The organism is Streptomyces clavuligerus (assembly GCF_005519465.1).
Classification (GTDB): domain Bacteria; phylum Actinomycetota; class Actinomycetes; order Streptomycetales; family Streptomycetaceae; genus Streptomyces; species Streptomyces clavuligerus.
The window spans coordinates 4,339,998-4,363,975 of the sequence record NZ_CP027858.1 but is presented as its reverse complement, the minus strand read 5'-3'; the positions used below and the strand labels follow the sequence as shown (position 1 = coordinate 4,363,975).

Annotated in this window: 22 protein-coding genes and 1 riboswitch; of the genes, 4 read left to right on the top strand and 18 right to left on the bottom strand. The window is 71.6% G+C overall.

Going from position 1 to position 23,978, the window contains the following annotated elements:
• Positions 1-21: 21 nt before the first annotated feature.
• The 3 genes from CRV15_RS18380 to CRV15_RS18370 form a co-directional block, all read right to left on the bottom strand.
• A complete protein-coding gene (locus CRV15_RS18380; protein ID WP_003960617.1) occupies positions 22-405 on the bottom strand; it encodes a hypothetical protein in 384 nt (127 codons plus the stop codon).
• 135 nt (positions 406-540) lie between these two features.
• Positions 541-1,281, bottom strand: a complete 741-nt coding sequence (gene rph / locus CRV15_RS18375; RefSeq protein ID WP_003954828.1) for a ribonuclease PH — start codon at positions 1,279-1,281, stop codon at positions 541-543.
• 151 nt (positions 1,282-1,432) lie between these two features.
• Positions 1,433-1,666, bottom strand: a complete 234-nt coding sequence (locus CRV15_RS18370; RefSeq protein WP_003954827.1) for a PTS sugar transporter subunit IIB — start codon at positions 1,664-1,666, stop codon at positions 1,433-1,435.
• Positions 1,667-2,033: 367 nt separating this feature from the next.
• Between CRV15_RS18370 and CRV15_RS18360 the strand changes: the two genes are divergently transcribed.
• Complete coding sequence (locus CRV15_RS18360; protein ID WP_009996301.1) at positions 2,034-3,329, top strand: PTS transporter subunit EIIC; 1,296 nt, start codon at positions 2,034-2,036, stop codon at positions 3,327-3,329.
• A gap of 224 nt (positions 3,330-3,553) precedes the next feature.
• A complete protein-coding gene (locus tag CRV15_RS18355) occupies positions 3,554-4,822 on the top strand; it encodes a PTS transporter subunit EIIC (protein ID WP_003960620.1) in 1,269 nt (422 codons plus the stop codon).
• A gap of 128 nt (positions 4,823-4,950) precedes the next feature.
• Here CRV15_RS18355 and CRV15_RS18350 read toward each other — a convergent pair whose 3' ends face one another.
• The 11 genes from CRV15_RS18350 to clpS form a co-directional block, all read right to left on the bottom strand.
• Positions 4,951-5,703 carry an MBL fold metallo-hydrolase gene (locus CRV15_RS18350; protein ID WP_003954823.1) on the bottom strand — a complete coding sequence of 251 codons (753 nt, stop codon included), beginning with the start codon at positions 5,701-5,703 and terminating at the stop codon, positions 4,951-4,953.
• 403 nt (positions 5,704-6,106) lie between these two features.
• Positions 6,107-7,057: a PLP-dependent cysteine synthase family protein gene (locus tag CRV15_RS18345; RefSeq protein ID WP_003954821.1), complete on the bottom strand. Its 951-nt coding sequence runs from the start codon at positions 7,055-7,057 to the stop codon at positions 6,107-6,109.
• Positions 7,058-7,062: 5 nt separating this feature from the next.
• Complete coding sequence (locus CRV15_RS18340) at positions 7,063-7,344, bottom strand: MoaD/ThiS family protein (RefSeq protein WP_003954820.1); 282 nt, start codon at positions 7,342-7,344, stop codon at positions 7,063-7,065.
• 191 nt (positions 7,345-7,535) lie between these two features.
• The gene (locus tag CRV15_RS37705) at positions 7,536-7,640 is read right to left on the bottom strand and encodes a putative leader peptide (protein WP_003954819.1); all 105 of its coding nucleotides are present in this window, start codon (positions 7,638-7,640) and stop codon (positions 7,536-7,538) included.
• Between the two features lie 66 nt (positions 7,641-7,706).
• Positions 7,707-8,606 carry an ABC transporter ATP-binding protein gene (locus CRV15_RS18335; protein ID WP_003960622.1) on the bottom strand — a complete coding sequence of 300 codons (900 nt, stop codon included), beginning with the start codon at positions 8,604-8,606 and terminating at the stop codon, positions 7,707-7,709.
• Entirely contained in the window at positions 8,603-9,655 is a 1,053-nt protein-coding gene (locus CRV15_RS18330) for a FecCD family ABC transporter permease (RefSeq protein ID WP_029182938.1), read from the bottom strand. The genes CRV15_RS18335 and CRV15_RS18330 overlap by 4 nt, the downstream gene beginning before the upstream one ends.
• 83 nt (positions 9,656-9,738) lie before the next feature.
• Positions 9,739-10,731, bottom strand: a complete 993-nt coding sequence (locus CRV15_RS18325; protein WP_003960624.1) for an ABC transporter substrate-binding protein — start codon at positions 10,729-10,731, stop codon at positions 9,739-9,741.
• Positions 10,732-10,754: 23 nt separating this feature from the next.
• Positions 10,755-10,890, bottom strand: a riboswitch (adenosylcobalamin (AdoCbl) riboswitch).
• 22 nt (positions 10,891-10,912) lie between these two features.
• On the bottom strand, positions 10,913-11,335 hold the full coding sequence (locus CRV15_RS18320) for a M67 family metallopeptidase (RefSeq protein WP_009996303.1): 423 nt from the start codon (positions 11,333-11,335) through the stop codon (positions 10,913-10,915).
• A 187-nt stretch (positions 11,336-11,522) separates the two neighbouring features.
• A complete protein-coding gene (locus tag CRV15_RS18315) occupies positions 11,523-12,992 on the bottom strand; it encodes an amino acid permease (RefSeq protein ID WP_078504779.1) in 1,470 nt (489 codons plus the stop codon).
• 412 nt (positions 12,993-13,404) lie between these two features.
• Complete coding sequence (locus tag CRV15_RS18310; protein WP_003960627.1) at positions 13,405-13,998, bottom strand: DUF2017 domain-containing protein; 594 nt, start codon at positions 13,996-13,998, stop codon at positions 13,405-13,407.
• Entirely contained in the window at positions 13,998-14,312 is a 315-nt protein-coding gene (clpS, locus tag CRV15_RS18305) for an ATP-dependent Clp protease adapter ClpS (protein ID WP_003954814.1), read from the bottom strand. Before clpS ends, CRV15_RS18310 begins: the two co-directional genes overlap by 1 nt.
• Positions 14,313-14,496: 184 nt before the next feature.
• Between clpS and CRV15_RS18300 the strand changes: the two genes are divergently transcribed.
• Positions 14,497-15,819: a nicotinate phosphoribosyltransferase gene (locus CRV15_RS18300; protein ID WP_003954813.1), complete on the top strand. Its 1,323-nt coding sequence runs from the start codon at positions 14,497-14,499 to the stop codon at positions 15,817-15,819.
• Positions 15,820-16,061: 242 nt separating this feature from the next.
• Entirely contained in the window at positions 16,062-16,649 is a 588-nt protein-coding gene (locus tag CRV15_RS18295) for an isochorismatase family protein (protein WP_003954812.1), read from the top strand.
• A gap of 35 nt (positions 16,650-16,684) precedes the next feature.
• Here the strand turns inward: CRV15_RS18295 and CRV15_RS18290 are convergent, their stop codons facing one another.
• The 4 genes from CRV15_RS18290 to CRV15_RS18275 all read right to left on the bottom strand — a co-directional run bounded on the left by CRV15_RS18290 (position 16,685) and on the right by CRV15_RS18275 (position 23,705).
• Positions 16,685-17,062, bottom strand: a complete 378-nt coding sequence (locus CRV15_RS18290) for a hypothetical protein (RefSeq protein WP_003954811.1) — start codon at positions 17,060-17,062, stop codon at positions 16,685-16,687.
• Positions 17,063-17,184: 122 nt separating this feature from the next.
• The gene (locus CRV15_RS18285; protein WP_003954810.1) at positions 17,185-19,599 is read right to left on the bottom strand and encodes an immune inhibitor A domain-containing protein; all 2,415 of its coding nucleotides are present in this window, start codon (positions 19,597-19,599) and stop codon (positions 17,185-17,187) included.
• Positions 19,600-19,944: 345 nt separating this feature from the next.
• Positions 19,945-20,733, bottom strand: coding sequence for an RDD family protein (locus CRV15_RS18280; protein ID WP_003960632.1), 789 nt, complete (start codon positions 20,731-20,733; stop codon positions 19,945-19,947).
• A gap of 851 nt (positions 20,734-21,584) precedes the next feature.
• Positions 21,585-23,705: an RDD family protein gene (locus tag CRV15_RS18275; protein WP_003960633.1), complete on the bottom strand. Its 2,121-nt coding sequence runs from the start codon at positions 23,703-23,705 to the stop codon at positions 21,585-21,587.
• Between the last annotated feature and the right edge of the window lie 273 nt (positions 23,706-23,978).

Sequence of the window (23,978 nt, the reverse complement as noted above, 5' to 3'; positions counted from 1 at the left end):
GCGGGTGCCTGGCGGGGCGGGTCAGGGGGAGCAGACCTTGCCGATCTCGCCGGCGGCGTCCTTGAGGGGGTTGAGGTCGGGGGTGGGGTCTCCGCCCTCGATGGCCTTGCGGACGCTGTCGACTCCGCTGTTGAGGTTGTCGACGGCCTTGCTGAGGTCGGCGTCGTCGGTCTTGTCGCCCAGGCTCTCCAGTTCCTTCTCTATGGTGTTGAGGGCCTCGCGGGTCTCGGTGGGGTTCTCCGCGGCGCCTGCGGCGGCGTCGGTGAGGCTGTCGACGCTCTTGGTGATGGCCTCGGCCGTCTCGACGCAGTCGAGTGCCTTGTCGATGGCGCTGCATCCCGTGGCGATGGGTACCACGAGGGCTGCGGTGGCGAGCGTGAGTGCGATACGGCGGCGCGCGGCCATGGGTCTTGTCCCTCCCCGGATATGGCCGGGCGCACGGTGGTGTCCGTGCGCCCGTGCCCAGAACGACGCCGGCTCCGGCGTCTTGGTTGCTTCTTTACCCACCCATGCCCGGGATGATCTGCACCGGGCGGTTCTTCACGCTGTGGAGACGGTGCGCGCGAGGGCGTCGTTCTGGAGGGCGGCGAGGTCGGCGCAGCCTCCGGCGGCGAGGTCGAGGAGGGCGTCGAGTTCGGCGCGGTCGAAGGGCTCGGCCTCGGCGGTGCCCTGGACCTCGACGAAGCGGCCGTCGCCGGTGCAGACGACGTTCATGTCGGTGTCGGCGCGGACGTCCTCCTCGTAGCAGAGGTCGAGGAGGGGGGTGCCGTCGACGATGCCGACGGAGACGGCGGCGACGGTTGTGGTGAGGGGCTGGCGTCCGGCGCGGACGAGTTTCTTCTCGCGGGCCCAGGTGATGGCGTCGGCGAGGGCGACGTAGGCGCCGGTGATGGCGGCGGTGCGGGTGCCGCCGTCGGCCTGGAGGACGTCGCAGTCGAGGACGATGGTGTTCTCGCCGAGGGCCTTGCAGTCGACGACGGCCCGCAGGGAGCGGCCGATGAGGCGGCTGATCTCGTGGGTGCGTCCGCCGATCTTGCCGCGGACGGATTCGCGGTCGCCCCGGGTGTTGGTGGAGCGGGGCAGCATCGAGTACTCGCCGGTGACCCAGCCTTCGCCGCTTCCCTTGCGCCAGCGCGGCACGCCTTCGGTGACGGAGGCGGTGCAGAAGACCTTCGTGTCGCCGAAGGAGATGAGGACGGAGCCCTCGGCGTGCTTGCTCCATCCGCGTTCGATGGTGACCGGGCGGAGCTGTTCGGGGGTGCGGCCGTCGATTCGAGACATGGCCATGAGCCTATCCGCTGTGGTGCGGGGCCCGGGGGGCCGCGGCCGGGCCCGGGGCTGTGCGGCCGGGGGTCCGGGGCGGGGCCGGTGGCTCAGGGGTGCGGAACCCCGGCCTCGGCCGGGGTTCCCGATCGCGGGGGCGCGACCGTCGTCACATCATGTCTTCGATCTCGCCCGCGATGGGGTCGGCGTCGGTGCCGATGACGACCTGGACCGCGGTGCCCATCTTGACGACTCCGTGGGCGCCGGCCGCCTTCAGCGCGGCCTCGTCGACGAGGTCGGCGTTCTCGACCTCGGTGCGGAGGCGGGTGATGCAGCCCTCGACCTCCACGATGTTGTCGATGCCGCCGAGCCCGGCGACGATCTTCTCAGCCTTGCTGGCCATGTTGTCTCCCTGCGTTGAGAACGGCGCCCGTGCGGGCGCTCAGTGCCGCGCCGGCCCACCGGCGTTCCGCTTTGTCACGGTAACCCACGGTTGGCCCACCTTCACGGGCGGGTGATAGCGATCTGCCCCATGATGTCGATCATCGGCACTCCCGGTCAAAGCAGGCAAAGCACCCCTGATTCGGCTGATCCGGCGCCGATCGCAGAACTGGTCTACACCAATTGAACGCACCCGCCAAAACGGCGCCGCAGGCGCCGGCGCCGGAGACCGGCCCGGGAGACGGCACCGCCTCCGGTGCCGGAAACGGCCCGGGGGACGGCCCGGGAGGCGGCCCGGCGGCGGCGCGCCCCGCGCGGAGAGGATGCCGATGAGTGCACAGGGCGCCATCGCGGCGCGGCCGAGCCGCTGGAACGTGCTCTTCCAGGGCCTCCAGAAGATGGGCCGCAGCCTTCAGCTCCCCATCGCGGTCCTCCCGGCGGCGGGCATCCTCAACCGGCTCGGCCAGGACGATGTCTTCGGCAAGAACGGGCTGGGCTGGAACGATGTCGCCAAGGTGATGGCCGGGGCGGGCGGCGCCCTGCTCGACCCCAATATCGGACTGCCGCTGCTGTTCTGCGTCGGCGTGGCGATCGGGATGGCGAAGAAGGCGGACGGCTCCACCGCGCTGGCCGCCGTCGCGGGCTTCCTCGTCTACTACAACGTGCTGCGGCAGTTCCCCGAGGTCTGTGTCCCGGGGACCAAGCCGGTGGGGGCGGGCTGCCAGGCCACGGACGGCACGGTGACGGTGTTCACCTACCAGAACCCGGGGGTCTTCGGCGGCATCGTGATGGGGCTCCTCGCCGCCTTCTTCTGGCAGCGCTACCACCGCACCCGGCTGGTGGACTGGCTCGGCTTCTTCAACGGCCGCCGACTGGTGCCGATCATCATGTCGTTCGTGGCGATCGGCTTCGCCGTGCTCTGTCTGTGGATCTGGCCGCCGATCGGGCGGGGGCTGGAGTCCTTCAGCGACTGGCTGGTGAGCCTCGGCGCCTGGGGCTCGGGGATCTTCGGGGTGGCCAACCGGGCGCTGCTGGTGATCGGTCTGCACCAGTTCCTCAATGTGCCCATCTGGTTCCAGCTCGGCAGTTACACCAAGCCGGACGGCACGGTGGTGCACGGCGACATCACCATGTTCCTCCAGGGGGACCCGGATGCCGGTCAGTTCACCACGGGCTTCTTCCCGATCATGATGTTCGCGCTGCCCGCCGCGGCGCTGGCGATCGCGCACTCGGCCCATCCGCACCGCCGCAAGGAGGTCGGCGGGCTGATGCTCTCGGTCGGCCTGACCTCGTTCGTGACCGGTATCACGGAGCCGATCGAGTACTCGTTCCTCTTCGTCGCCCCGGCGCTGTACGCGGTGCACGCACTGCTCACCGGGGTGTCGATGGCGCTGACCTGGGCACTCGGCGTGAAGGACGGATTCAGTTTCTCGGCCGGGCTGATCGACTATGTGATCAATTGGGGGCTGGCCACCAAACCCTGGCTGATCATTCCGATCGGGCTCGGTTTCGCCGCCGTCTATTACGTGATCTTCCGGGTGGCCATCAAGGTGTTCGATCTCCCGGTGCCGGGAAGGGAGCCCGAGCAGATCGAGGCGGAGCTGGAGCGGGACAACATCAAATAGCCGACGTTGGGCCAGGGGGCCGTTTTCGGGGGCCGGTCCGTGCCGGGGACGGGCCGCGGGGCCTGATGCGAACATTATGGAAGGACCCTGTAAATCTCACGCTATTCGCAGGTTCCTTATCTATCGCCCACATGTTACAAAGGTCTACACCACTCTAGGTGGTGTAGACCTCGCCGCTGTCTGCCGCGGCTTTCCCCCTCCCCCGTGCTCCCTGGAGATCGCGCATGTCCGTGACCACTGGCGCCGCCCCCGCGGCCGAGAAGAAGAAGGGCGCGGGTGCGATGGCTGTGATGCAGCGCATCGGCCGCAGCCTGATGCTGCCGGTGGCGGTCCTGCCGGCCGCCGCGCTCCTGGTCCGCCTCGGCAACGAGGACATGCTCGGCCGGGACTCGTTCCCGGAGTTCGTCACCCGGATCGCCGGTTATATGTACGCGGGCGGCAACGCGCTGCTCGACAACATGCCGCTGCTCTTCGCCGTCGGTATCGCGATCGGCTTCGCGAAGAAGGCCGACGGCTCCACCGCGCTGGCCGCCGTCACCGGCTACCTCGTCTTCAAGAGCGTGCTGGGCACCTTCACCGACAAGAATCTGCCGCAGGTGGCCAAGGTCATCGACGGCAAGATCGTGATGCAGGACGCCCCGGTGGACGCCAAGGTCCTCGGCGGTGTGGTGATGGGCATCGTGGTCGCCCTGCTCTACCAGCGGTTCTACCGCACCAAGCTGCCCGACTGGGCGGGCTTCTTCGGCGGGCGGCGGCTGGTGCCGATCCTCTCCGCCTTCGCCGGTCTGGTCATCGGTGTGCTCTTCGGCTTCATCTGGCCGGTCCTCGGCACCGGTCTGCACAACTTCGGTGAGTGGCTGGTCGGCTCCGGCGCCGTGGGCGCGGGCATCTTCGGTGTCGCCAACCGTGCGCTGATCCCGGTCGGCATGCACCATCTGCTGAACTCCTTCCCCTGGCTCCAGGCCGGTACCTACGAGGGCAAGAGCGGCGACATCGCCCGCTTCCTGGCGGGCGACCCGACCGCCGGACAGTTCATGACCGGCTTCTTCCCGATCATGATGTTCGCGCTGCCCGCCGCCTGTCTGGCGATCGTGCACTGCGCCCGGCCCGAGCGCCGCAAGGTCGTCGGCGGCATGATGCTCTCCCTCGCGCTGACCTCGTTCGTCACCGGTGTGACCGAGCCGATCGAGTTCACCTTCATGTTCATCGCCCCGGTGCTGTACGCGGTCCACGCGGTGCTCACCGGTGTGTCGATGGCGCTGACCTGGGCACTCGGCATGAAGGACGGCTTCGGCTTCTCCGCCGGAGCGGTGGACTTCCTGCTGAACCTCGGTATCGCGTCCAAGCCGCTGGGGCTGCTGCTCGTGGGGGTCTGCTTCGCGGTGGTGTACTACGTGGTCTTCCGGTTCGCGATCACCCGCTTCAATCTGCCGACGCCGGGCCGGGAGTCCGACGAGGAGCTGGCGGAGATCCTCAAGGCCGAGGGCAAGTAGCCCCGTCCCACCCGCCCCGCTGTGCGGGAGCCCCCTGCCGTACGGGAGCCCCCGGTGCCGTCCGCACCGGGGGCTCCCGCCGTTCCACCGGGCTCCCGCCGTTTTGGGGCCCGCCCTTCCGGGACCGCTCAGATGTCGTACTCCGCGCCGGACACCGCCAGCTCCGCCGGACCCCGGTAGACGGCGCGGGCGTCGGCGAGATTGCGGTCGGCGTCCGTCCACGGCGGCACATGGGTGAGCACCAGCCGTCCCGCACCGGCCCGCTCGGCGTGGGCCCCGGCCTCCCGGCCGTTGAGGTGCAGATCCGGGATGTCCTCCTTGCCGTAGGTGAAGGACGCCTCGCAGAGGAAGAGGTCCGCGCCGTCGGCCAGCTCGTGCAGCGGCTCGCACACCCCCGTGTCACCGGAGTACGCGAGGGTCCGGCCCTCGTGCTCCAGCCGGATGCCGTACGCCTCGACGGGGTGCGCGACACGCTCGGCGCGCACCGAGAACGGGCCGATGTCGAACGTGCCCGGCTTCAGGGTGCGGAAGTCGAAGACCTCGCTCATCGAGGTGGGCGAGGGGGTGTCCGCGTAGGCGGTGGTCAGCCGGTGTTCGGTGCCCTCGGGGCCGTACACGGGCAGGGCGTCGCAGCGACCGCCCTCGTGCCGGTAGTAGCGGGCGACGAAATAGCCGCACATGTCGATGCAGTGATCGGCGTGCAGATGGCTGAGGAAGATGGCGTCGAGGTCGTAGAGACCGATGTGGCGCTGCAACTCGCCGAGGGCGCCATTGCCCATGTCGAGAAGCAGCCGGAAGCCGTCGGCCTCGACGAGGTAGCTCGAACAAGCCGATTCCGCGGACGGGAACGACCCCGAGCAGCCGACGACGGTGAGCTTCATGGAGCTGGGACCTCCATTGACGGGGAGGACGGGGAGGAGGGCTGGGGGGTGGGTCTGGGTCGTGCGGTCCGTTGAGCGTAAAGCGCAAAAGGGGGTGCCGCCCCTTGGGGGCGGGGCGTTGTGGGGGAACTCACCTGCGCTGTCACCGATTCGGAGGGGGGCGGGGCCGACGCGGGAGCGACCGCCGGAAGAGATCACCGGGAGGGGCCGGACCGGCGGCCCCACCGGGGGCCCTGACCGGGGGAACCGCCGGAAAGCCCGGGGAGCCCCGGACCGGGGAACCACCGGGGTGCCCCGGAGACGGAACCGCCCGCGCCGGGCGGCTCTCCCGCTCGGTGTGAACGGGGGCCGCCCGGCGCGGGCGGGAGACAGCGGGTCGGGGACGATCCGGCGACCGGGCGGATCAGGCCCAGAGCTGGCCCTGAAGGGTCTCGATGGCCGCCTCGGTGGTGGGGGCGGTGTAGACCCCGGTGGAGAGGTACTTCCAGCCACCGTCGGCGACGACGAAGACGATGTCGGCCCGCTCCCCGGCCTTGACCGCCTTGCGGCCGACGCCGATGGCCGCGTGGAGCGCGGCCCCGGTGGAGACCCCGGCGAAGATGCCCTCCTGCTGGAGCAGCTCGCGGGTGCGGGTCACGGCGTCCGCGGAGCCGACGGAGAAGCGGGTGGTGAGCACGGAGGCGTCGTACAGCTCGGGGACGAAGCCCTCGTCGAGGTTGCGCAGCCCGTACACGAGGTCGTCGTAGCGGGGCTCCGCCGCCACGACGCTGATGCCGGGGACGTGTTCGCGCAGATAGCGGCCGACGCCCATGAGGGTGCCCGTGGTGCCGAGGCCCGCGACGAAGTGGGTGATGGAGGGGAGGTCGGCCAGGATCTCGGGGCCGGTGGTGGCGTAGTGCGCGCCCGCGTTGTCGGGGTTGCCGTACTGGTAGAGCATCACCCAGGAGGGGTTCTGCTCCGCCAGTTCCTTGGCGACGCGCACCGCCGTGTTCGACCCTCCCGCCGCGGGCGAGGAGATGATCTCCGCGCCCCACATGGCGAGCAGTTGCCTGCGCTCCTCGCTGGTGTTCTCCGGCATGACGCAGACGATGCGGTAGCCCTTGAGCCGGGCCGCCATCGCCAGCGAGATGCCGGTGTTGCCGGAGGTGGGCTCCAGGATCGTGCAGCCGGGGGTGAGGCGTCCGGCCTTCTCCGCCTGTTCGATCATATGGAGCGCGGGGCGGTCCTTGACCGAGCCGGTCGGGTTGCGGTCCTCCAGCTTGGCCCAGATGCGGACCTCGTCCGACGGGGAGAGCCGGGGGAGCCGGACCAGCGGGGTGTTGCCGACCGCCGCGAGCGGGGAGTCGTAACGCATCGGTCTCAGCGCATTCCGCCGGCGACGGCCGGCAGGATGGTGACGTTGTCACCGTCGCTCAGCTCGGTGGCGATACCCTGGAGGAAGCGGACGTCCTCGTCGTTCAGGTAGATGTTGACGAACCGGCGCAGGTCTCCGCTCTCGTCCACGATGCGGGCTTGGATGCCCGCATGGCGGGTCTCCAGGTCGGCGAGGAGGTCGGCGAGGGTGGTTCCGCTGCCTTCGACGGCCTTCTCCCCGTCGGTGTAGGTGCGGAGGATGGTCGGGATACGAACCTCGATGGCCATGGCGTGGACTCCCGTCGGGAACGGTGGAGAGGCGGCGTGCGCGCGGCTTCTTCCCCCGCGCGAAGGGTGGTGCGTCGGTGTTTCCGGGTCGATACTTCCGGGTCTTCCCGGGATTTTCCGGGCTTTTCCCCAGTGGTTCCTGGTGCCGACCGCGGTACCGGAACGCTCCCCGGGCGGGCCCGGGGCCGGGCTCAGGGACACATCGCGCTGGCGAGACGGCACAGGTCGACATGGAGCCGCGCCACGAGCAGCAGGGTGCCGCCCGGCGTCGTGTCGCTCATGTCGTGGAGAACCATGCGGTCATCGTATCGATTCCCGGTCCGTATCCCGGAAGACCATCTCGTATGTCGGATGGATGCCGCTCACCATGCGGGCGGGAGATAGGTGATCGAGGGTGATCCGGTGGCCGGGTGGACCGTTATGTCCGCCTCGACGCGGTAGACCTCGGCGAGCAGTTCGGGGGTGAACACCTCCTCGGGGGGACCGGCGGCGACGACCCGGCCGGCGGCGAGGACGACGATCCGGTCGCAGTAGTGGGCGGCGAGGTTGAGATCGTGCAGGGCGAGCACGGCCGTGGTGCCGAGCGACCGGACCAGGCCCAGGATCTCCATCTGGTAGCGGATGTCGAGATGGTTGGTCGGCTCGTCCAGGATCAGCAGCGCGGGGCGCTGCACCAGGGCGCGGGCGACCAGCGTGCGCTGGCGTTCGCCGCCGGAGAGGGAGGGGAAGGGCCGGTCGGCGAGGGTGTCGACGGCGAGCCTGGCCAGGGCCTCGTCGACCTGTGCGGCGTCGGCGGCGGTGTCGGGCTCCCAGAACCGCTTGTGCGGGGAGCGGCCCATGGCGACGATCTCCCGTACGGTCAGCTCGAACTCGGCGGGGCTGTCCTGGGGGACGCTCGCGATCCGCCGGGCGCGGGCCCGGGTGCCGAGGGCGAGCAGATCGTCCCCGTCGAGCAGGATCGTTCCGGCGGTGGGGCGCAGGGCGCCGTACACACAGCGCAGCAGGGTGGTCTTGCCGCTGCCGTTGGGGCCGACCAGGCCGACGGTCTCGCCGGGGGCGGCGGTGAGCGCGACGCCGTCGAGGAGGAGGCGGCCCCCGGTGCCGTAGCGCAGCCCGGTCACGTCGAGCGCGGCCCGCGCGGGTCCGGGCTCCGGGAAGGGCGCGGGCGCGGCCGGGGAAACGGGCCCGGTGGAGGGGGCGGCCCCGGCGGGGGAAGCAGGCCCGGTGGGGGAAGCGGACCCGGTGGAGGGCGGAAGGCTCACAGCGCTGCTCCTTGTGCGGTGCGGCTCCGCATCAGCCACAGGAAGAGCGGCCCGCCGATCAGCGCGGTGAGCACGCCGACGGGGATGTCCTGCGGGGACGCGACGGTACGGGCCGCCAGGTCGGCGACGATCAGCGCGGCGGCCCCCGCGAGCGCCGAGACCGGCAGCAGGGCCCGGTGGGTGGCGCCGACCAGCAGCCGGGCGGCGTGCGGCACCATCAGCCCGATGAAGCCGACGGCCCCGCTCGCGGCCACCAGCACGGCGGTGATCAGGGAGGCCAGGACGAACACGGCGGCGCGGAAGCGGGCCACGTCGAGGCCGAGCACGGTCGCGCTCTCCTCCCCCACCAGCATCAGGTCCAGCGGCCGGGAGAGCGCGAACAGCAGCGGCAGCGCGGCGCAGGTGACGGCCGCGGGCAGCCAGACGGTGTCCCAGCGGGCGCTGCCGAGTCCGCCGAGGGACCAGTACAGGGCCTCCCGGAAGTGCTCGGGCCGGGCGGAGGCCACCAGGACCAGGGTGGTCAGGGCGGTGAGGATGTAGGAGACGGTGACTCCCGCGAGCACCAGCCGGGTGCCGGTCATCCCGCCGCCCCTGCTGGCCAGCGCGTAGACGAGGACCAGTGCGCCGAGGGCGCCGAGGAAGGCGCCGACGGGCATGGCGACGGCGGTGGTGACGCCGATGCCGAGGGTGAGGACGAGGACGGCGCCGGTGGACGCCCCGGAGGAGATCCCCAGCAGGAAGGGGTCGGCGAGCCGGTTGCGCACCAGGGCCTGGAGGACGCAGCCGACGACGGCGAGTCCGGCCCCGACGACCGCCCCGAGCAGGACCCGGGGCAGCCGTACCTCGACCACGATGGTGCGGAAGGGGCTGGGCGCGGCGCCGGGCAGCAGGGCCCGGACGACCTCGCCGGGCGGGATGCGGACCGAGCCGAGCGCGAGCCCGGCCACGGCGGCGGCGACGAGGGCGAGCGTCAGCCCGGTGAGGACGGCGGCGCGGCGGAGCCAGGACGCGGCCGGGGCGCCCGGGGCCTTCGGCGACCCGGCGGGCACCGTCCGGAACAACCGCTTCCCCGTCTTCCCCGGCTGCTCGGTGCCCGCCGGTCCCGCCGTCCCCACCGCCTTCACCGGTCGGCTCACCGGTCGAACTGGGCGGACAGCTTGGCGATGGCGTCGGGCGCCCGTACCCCGAGGACCGCGTCCGACAGCGGCAGCACCGCGAAGCGCTTGTTCTTGATCGCGGGAACGTCGCGCAGGGCCGGGTCCCTGAGCAGCCGCTCCTTCTTCTGGGCGACGCTGACGGAGCCGTAGTCGAGGATGAGGACGACCTCCGGCTTGCGGGCCACGACCTCCTCCCAGGTGGCCTCGCCGAACGACTTGTCGATGTCGGCGAAGAGGTTGCGTCCGCCCGCGCGGGTGATCAGCTCATGGCCGATGCCCTTGCCGCCCACGGTGGTGGCGGTCTTGTCCCCGGCGTCGTAGACGAAGACGGGGACGGGCGGCTTCCCGTCGCGCCGCTGCTCGGTCCCGGCGACCGTGGCCCGGGCCTTCGTGATCCACCGCTCGGCGCGCTCGGGGACGCCGAAGGTGCCCCCGACCTCCTCGATCTCCTGGTAGAGATCGTCCATGGTGGTGCGCTTCTCGGTGCAGTACTCCACATTGAGCCTGCTGTCGATGCCGGAGTCCTTCAGGGCGTCGCGGGTGCGGCCGTCCTTGGCGTCGAAGGCGGTGGCGTATCCGCCGTAGACGAAGTCGGGGTTGGCGGCCAGCAGTTTCTCGCGGGAGGGGTACTCCTTGGCGATGACGGGGATGGCCTCGTACGCCTGGCGGTAGCGGGGCAGGACCGCGTCGTCGAGGTAGGCGGTGCCGACGACGGACTTCTCCAGCCCCAGTTCCAGCATGATCTCGGTGACGTGCTGGTTCATGGTGACGACCCGCTGCGGGGCGGCCTTGTAGGTGGTCTTCACCCCGCAGTTGTCGACGGTGTACGGGAAGGGACCGCCGGGGCGGGCGGCCTCGGTCCCTCCCTTCCCGCCGCTGTCGGAGCTGTCGGAGCCGCAGGCGGTGAGCGTGAGCAGCAGGGCGGTGGTCAGGGCGGCTGCGGTGGCAGCGGAACGGCGCCTGGACATGGCGGGGTACGGCCTCCTTGGGGATTTCCACGTCCCCTGTGATGGGAGAAGGGCGGCGGGTCAGTTCCTGACTGCCGGGCCGGGGCCCGGGTCACAGTGGCGGGACCGTGCCGGAGTCACACCGGCTTCCTGGGTCCCGCCGCCCTGCTGTGCAGTAGTGCGGTGCGGTGATCGTACGTGGTCAGTAGGCGTCCACGACCTTGACGTCCTCCTCGGTGACGGTGCCGTCCACGATCCGGAAGGAACGGAACTGGAAGGGCCCGGCGCCGTCGGTGTCCGCCGTGGAGACGAGGACGTAGTGGGCGCCCGGCTCATTGGCGTACGAGAGGTCGGTACGGGAGGGGTATGCCTCGGTGGCCGTGTGGGAGTGGTAGATGATCACGGGCTCTTCGTCCCGGTCGTCCATCTCGCGGTAGAGCGTGAGGAGGTCGGCCGAGTCGAATTCGTAGAACGTGGGCGAGCGGGCCGCGTTCAGCATGGGGATGAAACGCTCGGGGCGTCCGGTGCCCGCGGGGCCCGCGACGACGCCGCACGCCTCGTCGGGGTGGTCGGCGCGGGAGTGCGCCACGATCTGGTCGAAGAGGGCCTTCGTCAGCGTCAGCATGCGGATCAGCATAAGCAGACGAGCTGCGGAAACGTTCCGTCCGAGAGAACCGGGAGCAGGTGCTCCGAGCCTCCGCGGGAACGGGGGAAACGGGAGAGACAGAAGACAAGGGCGGGGCCGTACGGTGTCGTACCGTACGGCCCCGCCCTGGTGTGTCCGGTGCCCGCCCCTCGGGGCGGCCCCGGGGTCAGTCCTTCTTGCTGAAGGCGTCCCCCTGGGGGTTGCGCCGCTTGAGCACCAGATAGGCGACGCCGAGCAGCAGGGCCCAGACCGGGGCCACATAGAGCGAGATCCGGGCGTCCTTGTCGATGCCCATGAGCACGATCACCATGCCGATGAAGGCGAGCGCGAACCAGCTCGTCCAGGGGGCGCCGGGCGCCTTGAACGTGGAGTGCGGCAGCTCACCGCGGTCGGCCTTGGCGCGGTAGCGGATCTGGCAGACCAGGATCATGATCCAGGCCCACATGCCGGAGATGGTGGCGAAGGAGACGATCTTGTTGAACGCCTCGCCGGGCCACTGGTAGTTGATCCAGACACCGATCAGCATCAGACCGGCGGAGAACGTGGTGCCCAGCAGCGGGGTGCCGTTCCTGGTGAGCCGGGTGAAGATCCCCGGGCCCTGTCCGTTGAGCGCGAGGTCGCGCAGCATCCGGCCGGTGGAGTACATGCCGGAGTTGCAGGAGGAGAGCGCGGCGGTCAGCACGACGAAGTTGACGATGGCGGCGCCGACCTGGAGCCCCATCTCGTCGAAGGCGGCGACGAACGGCGAGACCCCGGGCTGGAACTTGGTCCAGGAGACCACCGACAGGATCATGATCAGGGCGCCGATGTAGAAGATCGCGATACGGACCGGGACGGTGTTGATCGCCTTCGGCAGGTTCTTCTCGGGGTCCTTGGACTCACCGGCGGTGACGCCGACCAGCTCGACGGCGAGGAAGGCGAACATCACGATCTGGAGGGTCATCAGGGTGCCGCCGATGCCCTTGGGGAAGAATCCGCCGTCGTCCCAGAGAAGGGTGACGGACGCGGTGTCCCCGGCGTCGGAGAAGCCGATCGTCAGAATGCCCGCACAGATGAGGATCATGCCGATGATCGCGGTGACCTTGACCATCGAGAACCAGAACTCCAGCTCGCCGAAGAGCTTCACGGAGATCAGGTTGGCGCCGTAGAGAATGATCGTGAAGGCGAGCGCGGAGATCCACTGGGGAATGTCCCACCAGTAGGTCATATAACTGGCCGCCGCGGTGACCTCGGTCATTCCGGTGACCACCCAGAAGAGCCAGTAGGTCCAGCCGGTGACGAAGCCCGCGAAGGGGCTGACGAACTCCCGCGCGTAGTCGGAGAACGAGCCCGCGACCGGGCGGTACATCAGCAGCTCGCCGAGCGCGCGCATGATGAAGAAGATGACCACGCCCGCCACGGCGTAGGCGAGGATCAGACTGGGGCCCGCCTTGGAGATGCCCTTGCCCGCACCGAGGAAGAGTCCGGTGCCGATCGCGCCGCCGATGGCGATCATCTGTATCTGCCGGGCGTTCAGCGCCCGGTGGTAGCCCTGGTTCTCGCCCTGGGCCGCGGCCTCGGGCGGTGGGGACCCGTCGGGTCCCGCGACACCCTTGCCGTCGTGCCCGTCTTCCTTGCCGACCTGCACTGAGGTCATGGTGATGCGCCCTTTCTCCATGCGGACCCGCTCCCGCTGCGATGCGTGCGCGCGGACGCGGATCAGGTCCTGATCCCCCCGGATACGGATGGAGTGCCACCGGCGATCCGCCGGCTCAAGCGCCTCCAGGAGCATGGGTGGCGCCCCTGGCGGAAGTGAAGGTTTATCACGGGTTTATGGGCCGTACAGATGGCCGAGTGTGGTTCACGCCACCCTGAAATCAGCACAAAAGACACGAAGACGGGCAAAGTATGCCCTTGTGGTAACAGGATCGTTATTCGGATTTGAGTGTCCGCTGAGGGTTCACCCCTCGTACGCTGTCCGAATGCCGGACATACACCCCCGCACAACGGTCATATGGGGCCGTGGAAAGGCCCCCGGACCCGGTGCGGGGCCGGGGGCCGGGGGGTGATCAGGGCAGCAGCGTCTCGACCAGCGTCTCCTGGAGGACGCCCAGCCAGAGGTAGGCCATCACCATCGGCTTGCGCGGATCGGAGTCCGGCAGCCGGTAGAGGGCGCTGGACTCGTCCTCGTCGGTGACCTCAAGCCGGGTGCCGATGGTCAGCCGGAGGTCGTTGAGCGCCCGCAGCCAGCGCACGCAGTCCTCGGGGGAGAGCTTCAGGACCGCCCCGCCCTCGGCGGCCGGGGCGAGGGAGTCCAGCGTCCGCACCACCGCGAGCGCGTCCTCGCGCTTGTGGGTGCGCAGATCGTTCTCGGTGAAGCGGCGGAACTCGGCGGACGCCTCCTGTGTCCCGCTGCCGGACCCGTCCGCCCCCGGACCCGCGTACGCGTCGGGGAAGAGCCGGGCCAGCGCCGGGTCGGACGGGGGCTCGCTCGGGCCCTCGGCGAACAGCGCCGCCAGCGGGTCCTCGCCCTCGACGGGGGTGTCCCCCGGCCCGATCAGCTCCAGGAGCTGCACGGCGAGCGAGCGCAGGATGGAGACCTCGACATCGTCCAGCGCCACCGCGGCGCCACCGCCGGGAACCGGCTCGAAGTGTCCCGGCATCAGCCGCGGTCCTGGGAGAGGGTCGCCCAGAGCCCATAGCCGTGCATCGCCTGCACGTCGCGCTCCATCTCCTCACGGCTGCCGCTGGAGACCACCGCGCGCCCCTTGTTGTGCACGTCGAGCATCAGCTTGCGCGCCTTGTCCTTGGAGTAACCGAAGTACGCCTGGAAGACGTAGGTCACATAGCTCATCAGATTGACCGGGTCGTTGTGGACGAGCGTCACCCACGGCACGTCCGGCTCGGGCACGGCGAAGGTCTCCTCCGCCGGTGCTGGGCGTTCGATCTCGGTGGGAGCAACACTCACCTGATCCATGCTGCCACCCGACCGGGCACGGCGCATAAACGGCCACCACATCTCGTCAGTTTGACGAGATGTGGGGTAGCATCCGGGCCATGGCCGAATCGCCCGGGGTCCGCGGCTGACACCGTGCCGCGCCACGGGCGGGACAGGGCCGCCACAGAGCCGCGACCAAGACGAAAGTACGAGGTGGAGTGACGTGAACACCGCTGACCTGGGGCTGCCGGTGGACGTCCCCTCGACGGCCCTCTTCACCGACCAGTACGAGTTCACCATGGTCCAGGCGGCCCTGCGCGGGGGCACCGCGGAGCGCCGCTCGGTGTTCGAGGTGTTCACCCGCCGCCTCCCCGAGGGCCGCCGCTACGGGGTCGTCGCGGGCACCGGGCGGCTGCTGGACGCCGTGGAGAACTTCCGCTTCGACGCCGGGGTGCTCGGCTTCCTGCGCGAGCGGCGGATCGTGGACGAGCCCACGCTGGCCTGGCTGTCCTCGTACCGCTTCAGCGGGGACATCTGGGGCTACCCGGAGGGCGAGGTCTACTTCCCCGGCTCGCCGCTGCTGCGCGTGGAGGGCTCCTTCGCCGAGTGCGTGCTGCTGGAGACCGTGATCCTGTCGATCCTCAACCACGACTCCGCGATCGCCGCCGCGGCCTCCCGGATGTCCTCGGCCGCGGGCGGCCGGCGGCTGATCGAGATGGGCGCCCGGCGCACCCACGAACTGGCGGCGGTGGCCTCGGCGCGCGCCGCGTACGTCGGCGGCTTCGACTCGACCTCCGATCTCGCGGCCGGGTTCCGCTACTCCATCCCGACCGTGGGCACCAGCGCGCACGCCTTCACCCTGCTGCACGACAGCGAGCGGGACGCCTTCCGGGCGCAGGTCGACTCGCTGGGGCGGGGCACCACCCTGCTCGTCGACACCTATGACGTGGCGGAGGCCGTCCGGACCGCCGTCGGGATCGCGGGGCCCGGCCTCGGCGCCGTCCGGATCGACTCCGGCGATCTGCTGCTCGTCGCCCACCGGGTGCGGCAGCAGCTCGACGAGCTGGGCGCCCGGGACACCCGGATCACGGTCACGTCCGACCTGGACGAGTACGCGATCGCCTCGCTGGCCGCCGCGCCGGTGGACGCGTACGGGGTCGGCACCCAGCTCGTCACCGGCAGCGGCCACCCCACCTGTTCCATGGTGTACAAGCTGGTCGCCCGCGCCACCTCGGCCTCGGGCCCGCTGGTGCCGGTGGCGAAGAAGTCGCTGGGCGCGAAGACCTCCCTGGGCGGCCGGAAGTGGGCCGCCCGGCGCGCCGACGCCGAGGGGGTCGCCGAGGCGGAGGTCGTGGGGACCGGGCCGGTACCGGAGGTCCTGGTGGCCCGGCAGCTCCTGGTGCCGCTGGTCCAGGGCGGGGAGATCGTCGCCAGGGAGCCGCTGGACGCGGCCCGGGACCGGCACATCGCGGCCCGGGCGGCACTGCCGCTGTCGGCCACCCAGCTCTCCCGGGGCGAGCCGGTACTGCCGACGGAGTACGTATAGGTGTGCGGCGCCCCGTCCCGGGGCGGACGGGGCCGGACAGGAGCGGGGCAGGCGGACGCGGGCGCGGCGCGCGGCGCGCGGACGGGCTCCGGGGCCCGCGCCCGCGGCGGGACCGCGTACTCTGCCATGCACATGAAGAGCCCCTGCGCGTCTTCCGGACTGCCTAGGCTGGGACTATGCGCCCGGCTCCGGGGCATCCGGGTACGGCCGCACTACTCACCGCTCACCGAAGGACAGCCGCCATGCACCGCGCCTTGATCGTCGTCGACGTTCAGAACGACTTCTGCGAGGGCGGCAGCCTCGCGGTGGCGGGGGGTGCCGAGGTCGCCGCCGCCATCACCGAGCTGATCGGCCAGGCCGTGCCCTCGGGCTACCGCCGGATCGTCGCCACCCGGGACTGCCACATCGACCCGGGCGACCACTTCTCGGACACGCCCGACTACGAGAAGAGCTGGCCCGCGCATTGCGTGGCGGGCACGGAGGGCGTGGGCTTCCACCCGAACTTCGCCCCCGCGGTGGCCTCCGGCGCGATCGACGAGGTCTTCGACAAGGGGGCCCACGCCGCCGCCTACAGCGGCTTCGAGGGCGCCAGCCAGAGCGGCCGGACGCTCGCGGAGTGGCTGCGCGAGCAGGAGGTGACCGAGGTCGACGTGGTCGGCATCGCCACCGACCACTGTGTGCGGGCGACGGCCCTGGACGCGGTCCGGGAGGGCTTCACCACCCGGGTGCTGCTGGATCTGACGGCGGGCGTGTCGAAGGAGCGCACCGGGCGGGTCCTGGAGGAGCTGCGGGCGGCCGGGGTCGAGCTGACCGGTGAGCCGGTGGTCTGACCCCTGGGGCGACCGGGCGGACCGGGCGGATCGGCTCAGCGGGTCCGGTCCCCCTGATCACTCTGGTCTCCCTGGTCCCCTTGATCCCTCTGGTCGAGTAAACGGGCGCGCTCCCGCAGCAGGGCCCGGAAGGGGCGCCACAGCTCCCCGGCCGACTGCGGCCGGTCCCGCCGCCACACCAGCCCGTCCGGGTGGTGCAGCACCGCCGTGATCTCGTCCGGGGTGGGCGGCTCCGCGTTCCCGCGCAGATACACCGCACGGAGCCCCAGATTCCGCAATCGGGTGAGCGCCCTCGCCCGATTCGCCGCGTGCACCAGGAAGCGCGCGGGGCGCCCGTCGTCCAGCCCGCTGGGCAGGCTGAGCGCGACCACCACACTGCCGTTCGGCAGTTTGCTGAATCCTCCGCCGGGCATATCGATCGACTCCCCGTGAGATGGTGTGTCAATAAGAGTCTGGCACCCCGCACCTAAACACGATCGGCCGCCGCCCGCCAGGGGGCAACGGCCGATCATGGTCTGACCTGCTTATTCACCAATTATTTGGTGGAAGGACCCACCTTTACGGTGATCGTCTCACCGCTTCGCGGCTCCTTGACGATCGAGATCTTCGTATTGGTGTCAGCAGTCTTCACACCCTGCGTGGGGTTCGCGGGGGACCAGTAGACGCCCTTGCGGTCGTCGAAGACGCTCACGCCCTTCTTGGCCGGGACCCGGGTCGGGACCCCGCCCTTGTGCAGCGTGAACCCGTCGTAGGGGCGGGTCGAGAAGGTCGAGTCGAACGCCTGGATACGGTTGCGGATCAAGGTGCCGTCCGACCACTTCAGCGGCGTCGGGTTGGCGTCGATCGGCAGGACCAGCCCCTCACCGGGGTGGGAGCCGACGTTGTTGTCGAGCTGGAAGGTGTCCCAGAGCCAGATCAGCAGGCCGTTCTGGTACGGGTACCGCTCCACCCACTGGTTCTTCGGCGCCTGGAAGCCGAAGTTGTACGGGCCGACCTGAAGCGTCTTGTCGTACGACACGTACTGCCGGTTCTCGGCGATGTAGTACTGCTCGTAGTCCTTCGTGTACGAGGCGCCGACCCGGCTGAAGCCCTTGCTGGTCCAGCCCGCCGCCTCGGTCTCGGCGCCGTCGCTGAACAGCGTGGCGCCGTCCGCCTTGATCACCACGTCGTCGGCGGTGAAGCCCTTGTCGGCGGTGGCCCCGTCGGTCCGGTAGTGGAAGCGGACGTCGATCTTCTTGCCCGCGTACCCGTTCAGCGGGTAGACGAGCGCCTTGTGTCCGCCGGAACGGCCGGTCAGTCCGGGCTTGCCGCCCCCGTCACGGGTGATGGGCGCGCCGTTCGCGGTGCCGTCGACCGGGGTCCAGGTGGCGCCGTTGTCGGCGGAGACCTCGGTGTAGAGGAAGTCGTAGTCCTTCTCGATCTGCCACCAGCCGGTCAGCTCCAGCGAGGCCGTCGACCTGCCGGTGAGGTCGACCGAGCGGGTCAGGGTGTTCTGGAGGTCGTCGCCCAGGTCGCTCCACCACTGCTTCTCACCGCTGCTGGGCTTCACCACCGGCCGGGTGCCCGGCTTCTTCGGCAGTTCGACCACGAGCGCCTGGGGGCGCTTGGTGTTGAACGCGGACACCCCGAGGGTGTGCGTGGAGGCGGTGGCCGCCTTGCCCTTGGTGTAGTTGAGCCAGCCGAGCTGGAGCTTGTCCCAGGCGGTCATGTCGCCCGGCATCTCGCCGATGGTGTCCTTGCCGTTGTTCAGCCAGGAACCGGCGGACATCAGGCTCCAGAACCCGGTGGAGTTCTCGCCCGTGTAGTCGTACAGGTCCGGCAGCCCGAGGTCGTGGCCGTACTCGTGGGCGAAGACGCCGAGTCCGCCGTTCTCCGGCTGGACGGTGTAGTCGCCGACCCAGACGCCGGTCCCGCCGATCTGCGTGCCGCCCGCCTTGTTGAACGCGGGGCCCGTCCTGCCGTTGTCCGAGCCGTACGCGTACCAGCGGTGCGCCCACAGCGCGTCGGTGCCCTGGGCGCCGCCGCCCGCGGACTCGTCCTCGCCCGCGTGGACGAACTGGAAGTGGTCGATGTAGCCGTCGCGCTCGTTGAAGTTGCCGTCGCCGTCGTGGTCGTTGCGGTCCCAGACGTCGTACTCGGCGAGCGTGGCCTTGATCTGCTCGTCGGTGCGGCCCTTGGCCTTCTGGTCGGCCACCCAGGCGTTGACGCCGTCACGGACCGCGTCCCAGGCGTTGACGCAGTTGTTCTCGCCGCAGTAGTTGGACCCGTAACGGGCCTCGTTCCACTCGACCTTGACCCAGTCGGAGACGGCGCCGTCGACCGAGTAGCGGCCCGACGAAGCCTTCTCGAAGTAGGTCTTCACCGAGTGCTTGGGCTGCCCCGCGGCGTCCTTGCCGGTACCGAAGTACAGGTCCTCGAAGTGCTCGCGGTTGTAGTCCTTCTGCCAGATCGTGGAGTTGTTGACCTTGCGGTCGGGCTCCGCGATCCGGTTGTGCAGCGGGCCGGGGGTGCCGCCGTACTTCTTGACGGGCGGCTTCGGGCCCTCGGGCCCGTCCGGGTCGTGCAGGGTGGTGTCGTCGACCTTGTCGCCGAACTCCACCAGGATCGTGAAGATCTTGTCGGTCTTCTCCCGGCCCAGCTCGACGTACTTCCCCTCGTCGAGCTTGACGACCTTGGACGCGCCGCGCTTCTGCACGGTCGCGTCCCCGGATATGACCTGCTCCAGCGCGGCCTGGCGGTTGAGCTTCTGCTGCTTGCTGAACGGACCGTCGAGGTCGTGGTCGACATGGTCCTTCCGCGGCGCAGGGTCCACACGTGTCACCGGCGCGGCGCCGTCACCGGGCGCCCGGTCTCCCGCCTGGGCGGTGCTGAACGCCGAAGCCGCCGCGGTCGCCGCGGCGAGCGCGACGATGACGGCGGACGCTCTGGTCGTCCGTCTTCTCGTGGTCACTTGTCGGTGTCCTCCCCCGCGCCGCCGCTGCGGATTCCGGGGGTGGGAGGTCCGGCGTGTCGACGCGTCACAAGTGACGGCATTCGACCGTAACTGGCGAAGAAAAGACAACCCTTGACTAAGACGTTCCTACTGCACTATGCAAAATTTCCCTTCCGTTATCCGGACACCTCTTGGGGAAAATGCGTGGTATGAGGCCGTTGAATCAGACGGAAAGGGAGGGGAATTAGCCAGATGGTGATGGGTGGCACTGTGCACCCCGTTATGCACCGGGTTCATGGAACACACCGGACGTGTCCCGGTTCTCCCGGGACACGTCCGGCGGCAGCGGTGTCCGCCGGGCCGTCAGCCCGCCGGGGGCGGCTCGGCCCCCTCCGGGACGGCGACCACCACGGTCCGCCCCGCCTTGTCGTGCAGCCCCTGCTTGTAGGGCTTGTCGACGAGGATCGAGATGATGATGATCAGCCACCACAGACAGAGGCAGCACAGCAGCGCCGGGACCCAGAGCACCACCGCGCGCAGCAGTGCGGCGCGGGTCTCCGGGACGCTGCCGTCGTTGAGCATGGCGACCCGCAGCCGTAGCAGTTTCTTGCCCACGGTCTGGCCGTGCCGCTTCACCGTCAGCCAGGTGTCGTAGCCGACGTAGGCGACGATCGAGATCAGGGACCAGGCCCACTGGCGGCCCGTGTTCACGTCGTTGGCGATGTCGTTCAGGCTGTCGCCGCTGTCGGCGTTCACGTTCCAGCCGCCGAAGACCAGCGACAGCAGGAAGAGCGGGATGAAGACGATCACCAGGTCGATGACGCGGGCGGCGAAGCGCCTGCCGAAGTCGGCGAGCGGCGGCATGCCCGCGAGCGGGTCGGGGGCGCCGCCGTAGGGGCCGCCGCCGTAGCCGCCGCCGGACGGGGGCGGGCCGCCGGGGCTGCCGCCGCCGTAGGGGCCGCCCGTGCCGTACGGTCCGCCCGCGCCGCCCGCGCCCTGGTCGCCCGGCCAGGCTCCCCCGCCGCCGGCGGGCGGGGGTCCGGGCGGCTGCTGCCCCTGGCCGCCGGGGTCCGAGGGGCCCTGCGGGCGCTTGAGGAAGGGGTCGTCCTCGGGGCCCCCGGGGCCGGGGGGCGGCGGCTGATCGCTGCTCATGAGGGCAGTGCACCGCGGGGTACGGGCTCCCGCAATCGGGGGTACGCCGTTCGGAGGCACGGCCCGGGACGGGCCCCAAACGCCGGACGGGGCCCGGCGGAAGACGGCGCGGCGCGGGCCGGGCGGGGCGTGGCCTCGGGCCCGGGGCGGCGGTGGGCGGGGCGTGGCTTTCGGGCGCGGCACCGGGGCCGGGCGGGCCGCGGCTCGGTGCAGGCTGCGGCGTGAAACGGGCCACGGCCTCGGGCGGGCCGCGGCCTCAGATGCGGCGCGGGGCCGGGCGGGGCGCGGCTTCAGACCGGCGCCGGGGTCGGGTGGGGCGTGGCCTTCGGGCGCGGCGGCGAGGTCGGGCGGGCCGCAGCCTCGGGCGCGGCACCGGGGACAGGTGAGGCGTGGCCTTCGGGCGCGGCACCGGGGCCGGGTGGACCACTGCTACAGAACGGCACCGGGGACGGGCGCGACGCGGTGACGGGCACGCCGTGACTCCAGACGGACCGCGGGGCCGGGCGGGCCGCGGCTTCAGACCGGCGCCCGGGCCGGGCGGGGCTTTCGGGCGCGGCGCGGCGGCGGGCGACCCGCTGCCCCAGGCCCGGCACGACGGCAGCCGGACCGCACCCTCAGGCGGGCCCGGCCTCGGACACGGCACCACGGCGGACGGCCCGCTGCCCCGAGCCCGGCACGACGACGAGCGGACCGCCGCCTCAAGCCCCACGCGGCGACCGGCGGGCCACCACTTCAGGCAAGCCGCGACGTGAAACGGACCGCGCCCTCAGGCGGACCCCGGCCTCAGAAACGGCACCACGACGGACGACCCACAGCCCCGGACCCGGCACGACCACGGCCGGACCGCCGCCTCAAGCCCCACGCGGCGACGGGCGGCGGACGGCGACGAAGGTGCGGGCCGCCTTGTCGTGCCAGCACTGCCGCCACGGGTGGTCGAAGAGCGCCCACAGCACGCCGAGGGCCCCGATCGCGATCAGCCCCAGCAGGGTGTGCGTCAGCCAGCGGCGCAGCGAGGCCCCGAAGGAGGGGAGTCGCTGGGAGCCCATGTCGAGCACCGTGACCCCGCAGAGCTGTTTGCCGACGGTCCGGCCCCACCAGGCCGTCGGCAGCACCTCGTACACGAATCCGAAGATCAGCAGTGCGCCGAGGACGACGGCGAGGTGGGCGCCGGTGGTGCCGTCCACCAGCCAGACGGTGACGGTGCGGCCGGAGTGGCGGGCGGCCTCGATCTTGTGGTCGACGTGCTGGAGGGTGCGCAGCCCGACGGGGACCGCGACGGCGGCGACGAGCGCGCCCAGGAGGGCGCTGTCGACGAGCCGGGCCGTGAACCGGCGCCCGAGCCCGGCGGGGCGGACCCTGGCGCGCTCCCGGGCGGCCCGCGCGAACGGCTCCTCGGCCGGGGGCTGTTCGGGTTCGCCGCCCCGGGCGAGCCGGTGCACCTGCTGGGACCAGGAGGCGACCGCCTCGCCCGCCTCGTCGACGGCGGGCGGGCGGCGGAGCTGCGGCCGGGTCGGGGCGACCGGCGCGGGGGACCGTACGGCCGGTACGGGGCTGAGGGGACCGGCGGGCGCGAGACCGGGTGCGAGAGGGGGCGGGCGGTCCGCGGGATGCCGGTCGGCGGGCGGCGCGTCGCCCGGCGGCGGGTCGGCGGGGAGCCGGTCGGCGGGGGCGTGCTCCGCCCGCGGCCGTTCCGTCCGTTCCCGTTCGGCCTGTCCCTCGCGGGCGGCCCGGGACGCCGCCTCCGCGCGTTCCTGCTCCCGCTGGGCGCGGGCGCGCCGCAGGGCACGGATCGTCAGGGTGCTGTCGGTGGGCGGCTCGGCTCCGGTCCTCGGCCGCAGGGGCCGGATCGGCAGCGTCCCCTCGGGGCGCGGCCCGTCCCCCACCGCCGTCGTCCCCACCGGGCGGACGGCGGACTCACCACCGCTCTGGGCGGGCAGCCTGGGGGCCGTCTCACGGGGTCGTCCGGCGGTGGTGGACGGGGGCCGGAGCACCCGGAACGGGTCGGCGCCCGGGGGCCCGGCGGCCATGGGCGGCGAGCCCTCGCGGGGCCGGTCGGCGCTCGTGTTCCCGTGGCCGGCCGCGCCGCCGGGGCCCGGCCGGTCCTGGAGCGCACGGCTGTCCTGGACCGTGCGGCGCCCCTGCGGAGCAGGCGAACCGTGCGGACTGTGGGCGCTGTATCCGCCGTGCTCGCCGTCGGCCGGGCGGGCGCCGTGCCCGCCGTCCACGGCGCTCGCTCCGTACCCGTCGTGCACGGCGTTCGCCCCGTACCCGTCGTGTGCGCCGTACGGCGGCGGACCGCCGGACGTCACCGACCCGCCCTGACCCGCCCCGGCGCCGTGCGGGCCGCCGGAGGCTTCGAGGGCGCCGAGGCCACTGAGGCCGCCGGGGTTCCCGTGGTCCGCGTGGCCGCCGGTGCCTCCCGGGCCGTCCGCGCCCCGGGACCCGCCCGGCCCGGCCGTGCTGCCCGGGCCGTCGGGCGGCGGCCCGTCCACCGGGCCGGGAAACGGGGTCCGGCCCGCGTTGTGGGGGCTCCCGTTCCAGGAGACCCTGCGGTCGTGCTCGCCCCCGAAACCGGTCTGCCGGGAGGCGTCCGCGCGCCACGCGGTCGCCGGTTCATGGCGCTCCGGCCCTCCCGCCCCGTCCCGCCCGTCCAGCGGACCGAGCGGATCGGGCCGGTCCGGCGGCTCCTCGTCGAGGAAGACCGGTCCGGTCTCCTCGATCCGCCCCGGCCCGGCCGCCGCCGACGGCTCCGGCGCCCGATGCCCCCGCCCGGCGGCGGGCTGCCGTTGCTGGCCCCGGCCGCCGCGACCCGGCAGCGGCGGCGTCGACTCGCCCGCCTTGGGCGCGGGCCGACTGCTGCCGGGCACCCAGGCGGCGCCGTTCCAGTAACGGATGTAGTGCGGGATGGAGGGGTCCGGATAGTAGCCGGGGGTGGGGCTCTCGCCGTCTCCGGCCGGGGTTGGGGCGCTCATCACCGTGGTCCCGTATCTCCTCGGAGAGCCTTTCCAGGCTCTGCGTCTTTCCGGATCTCTCCGAATCTTTCGGACACTTGCGGCCGACTGGGCCCCGTCAGGCTGTAACGACCGGGGCTCCCTGAGGTTCCGTTCCCGACCGCGAAGCCTCCCTCGGCGCAACGACCCGGGCCCGTGCGACGGCACCCGAGCACCCCCTCCCGTGGGGCCGGTCGGGTGCGCCGGTCCACCCGAATGGCCCTCACCGGTCCGCCGGAGCGGGCGACGGCCCGG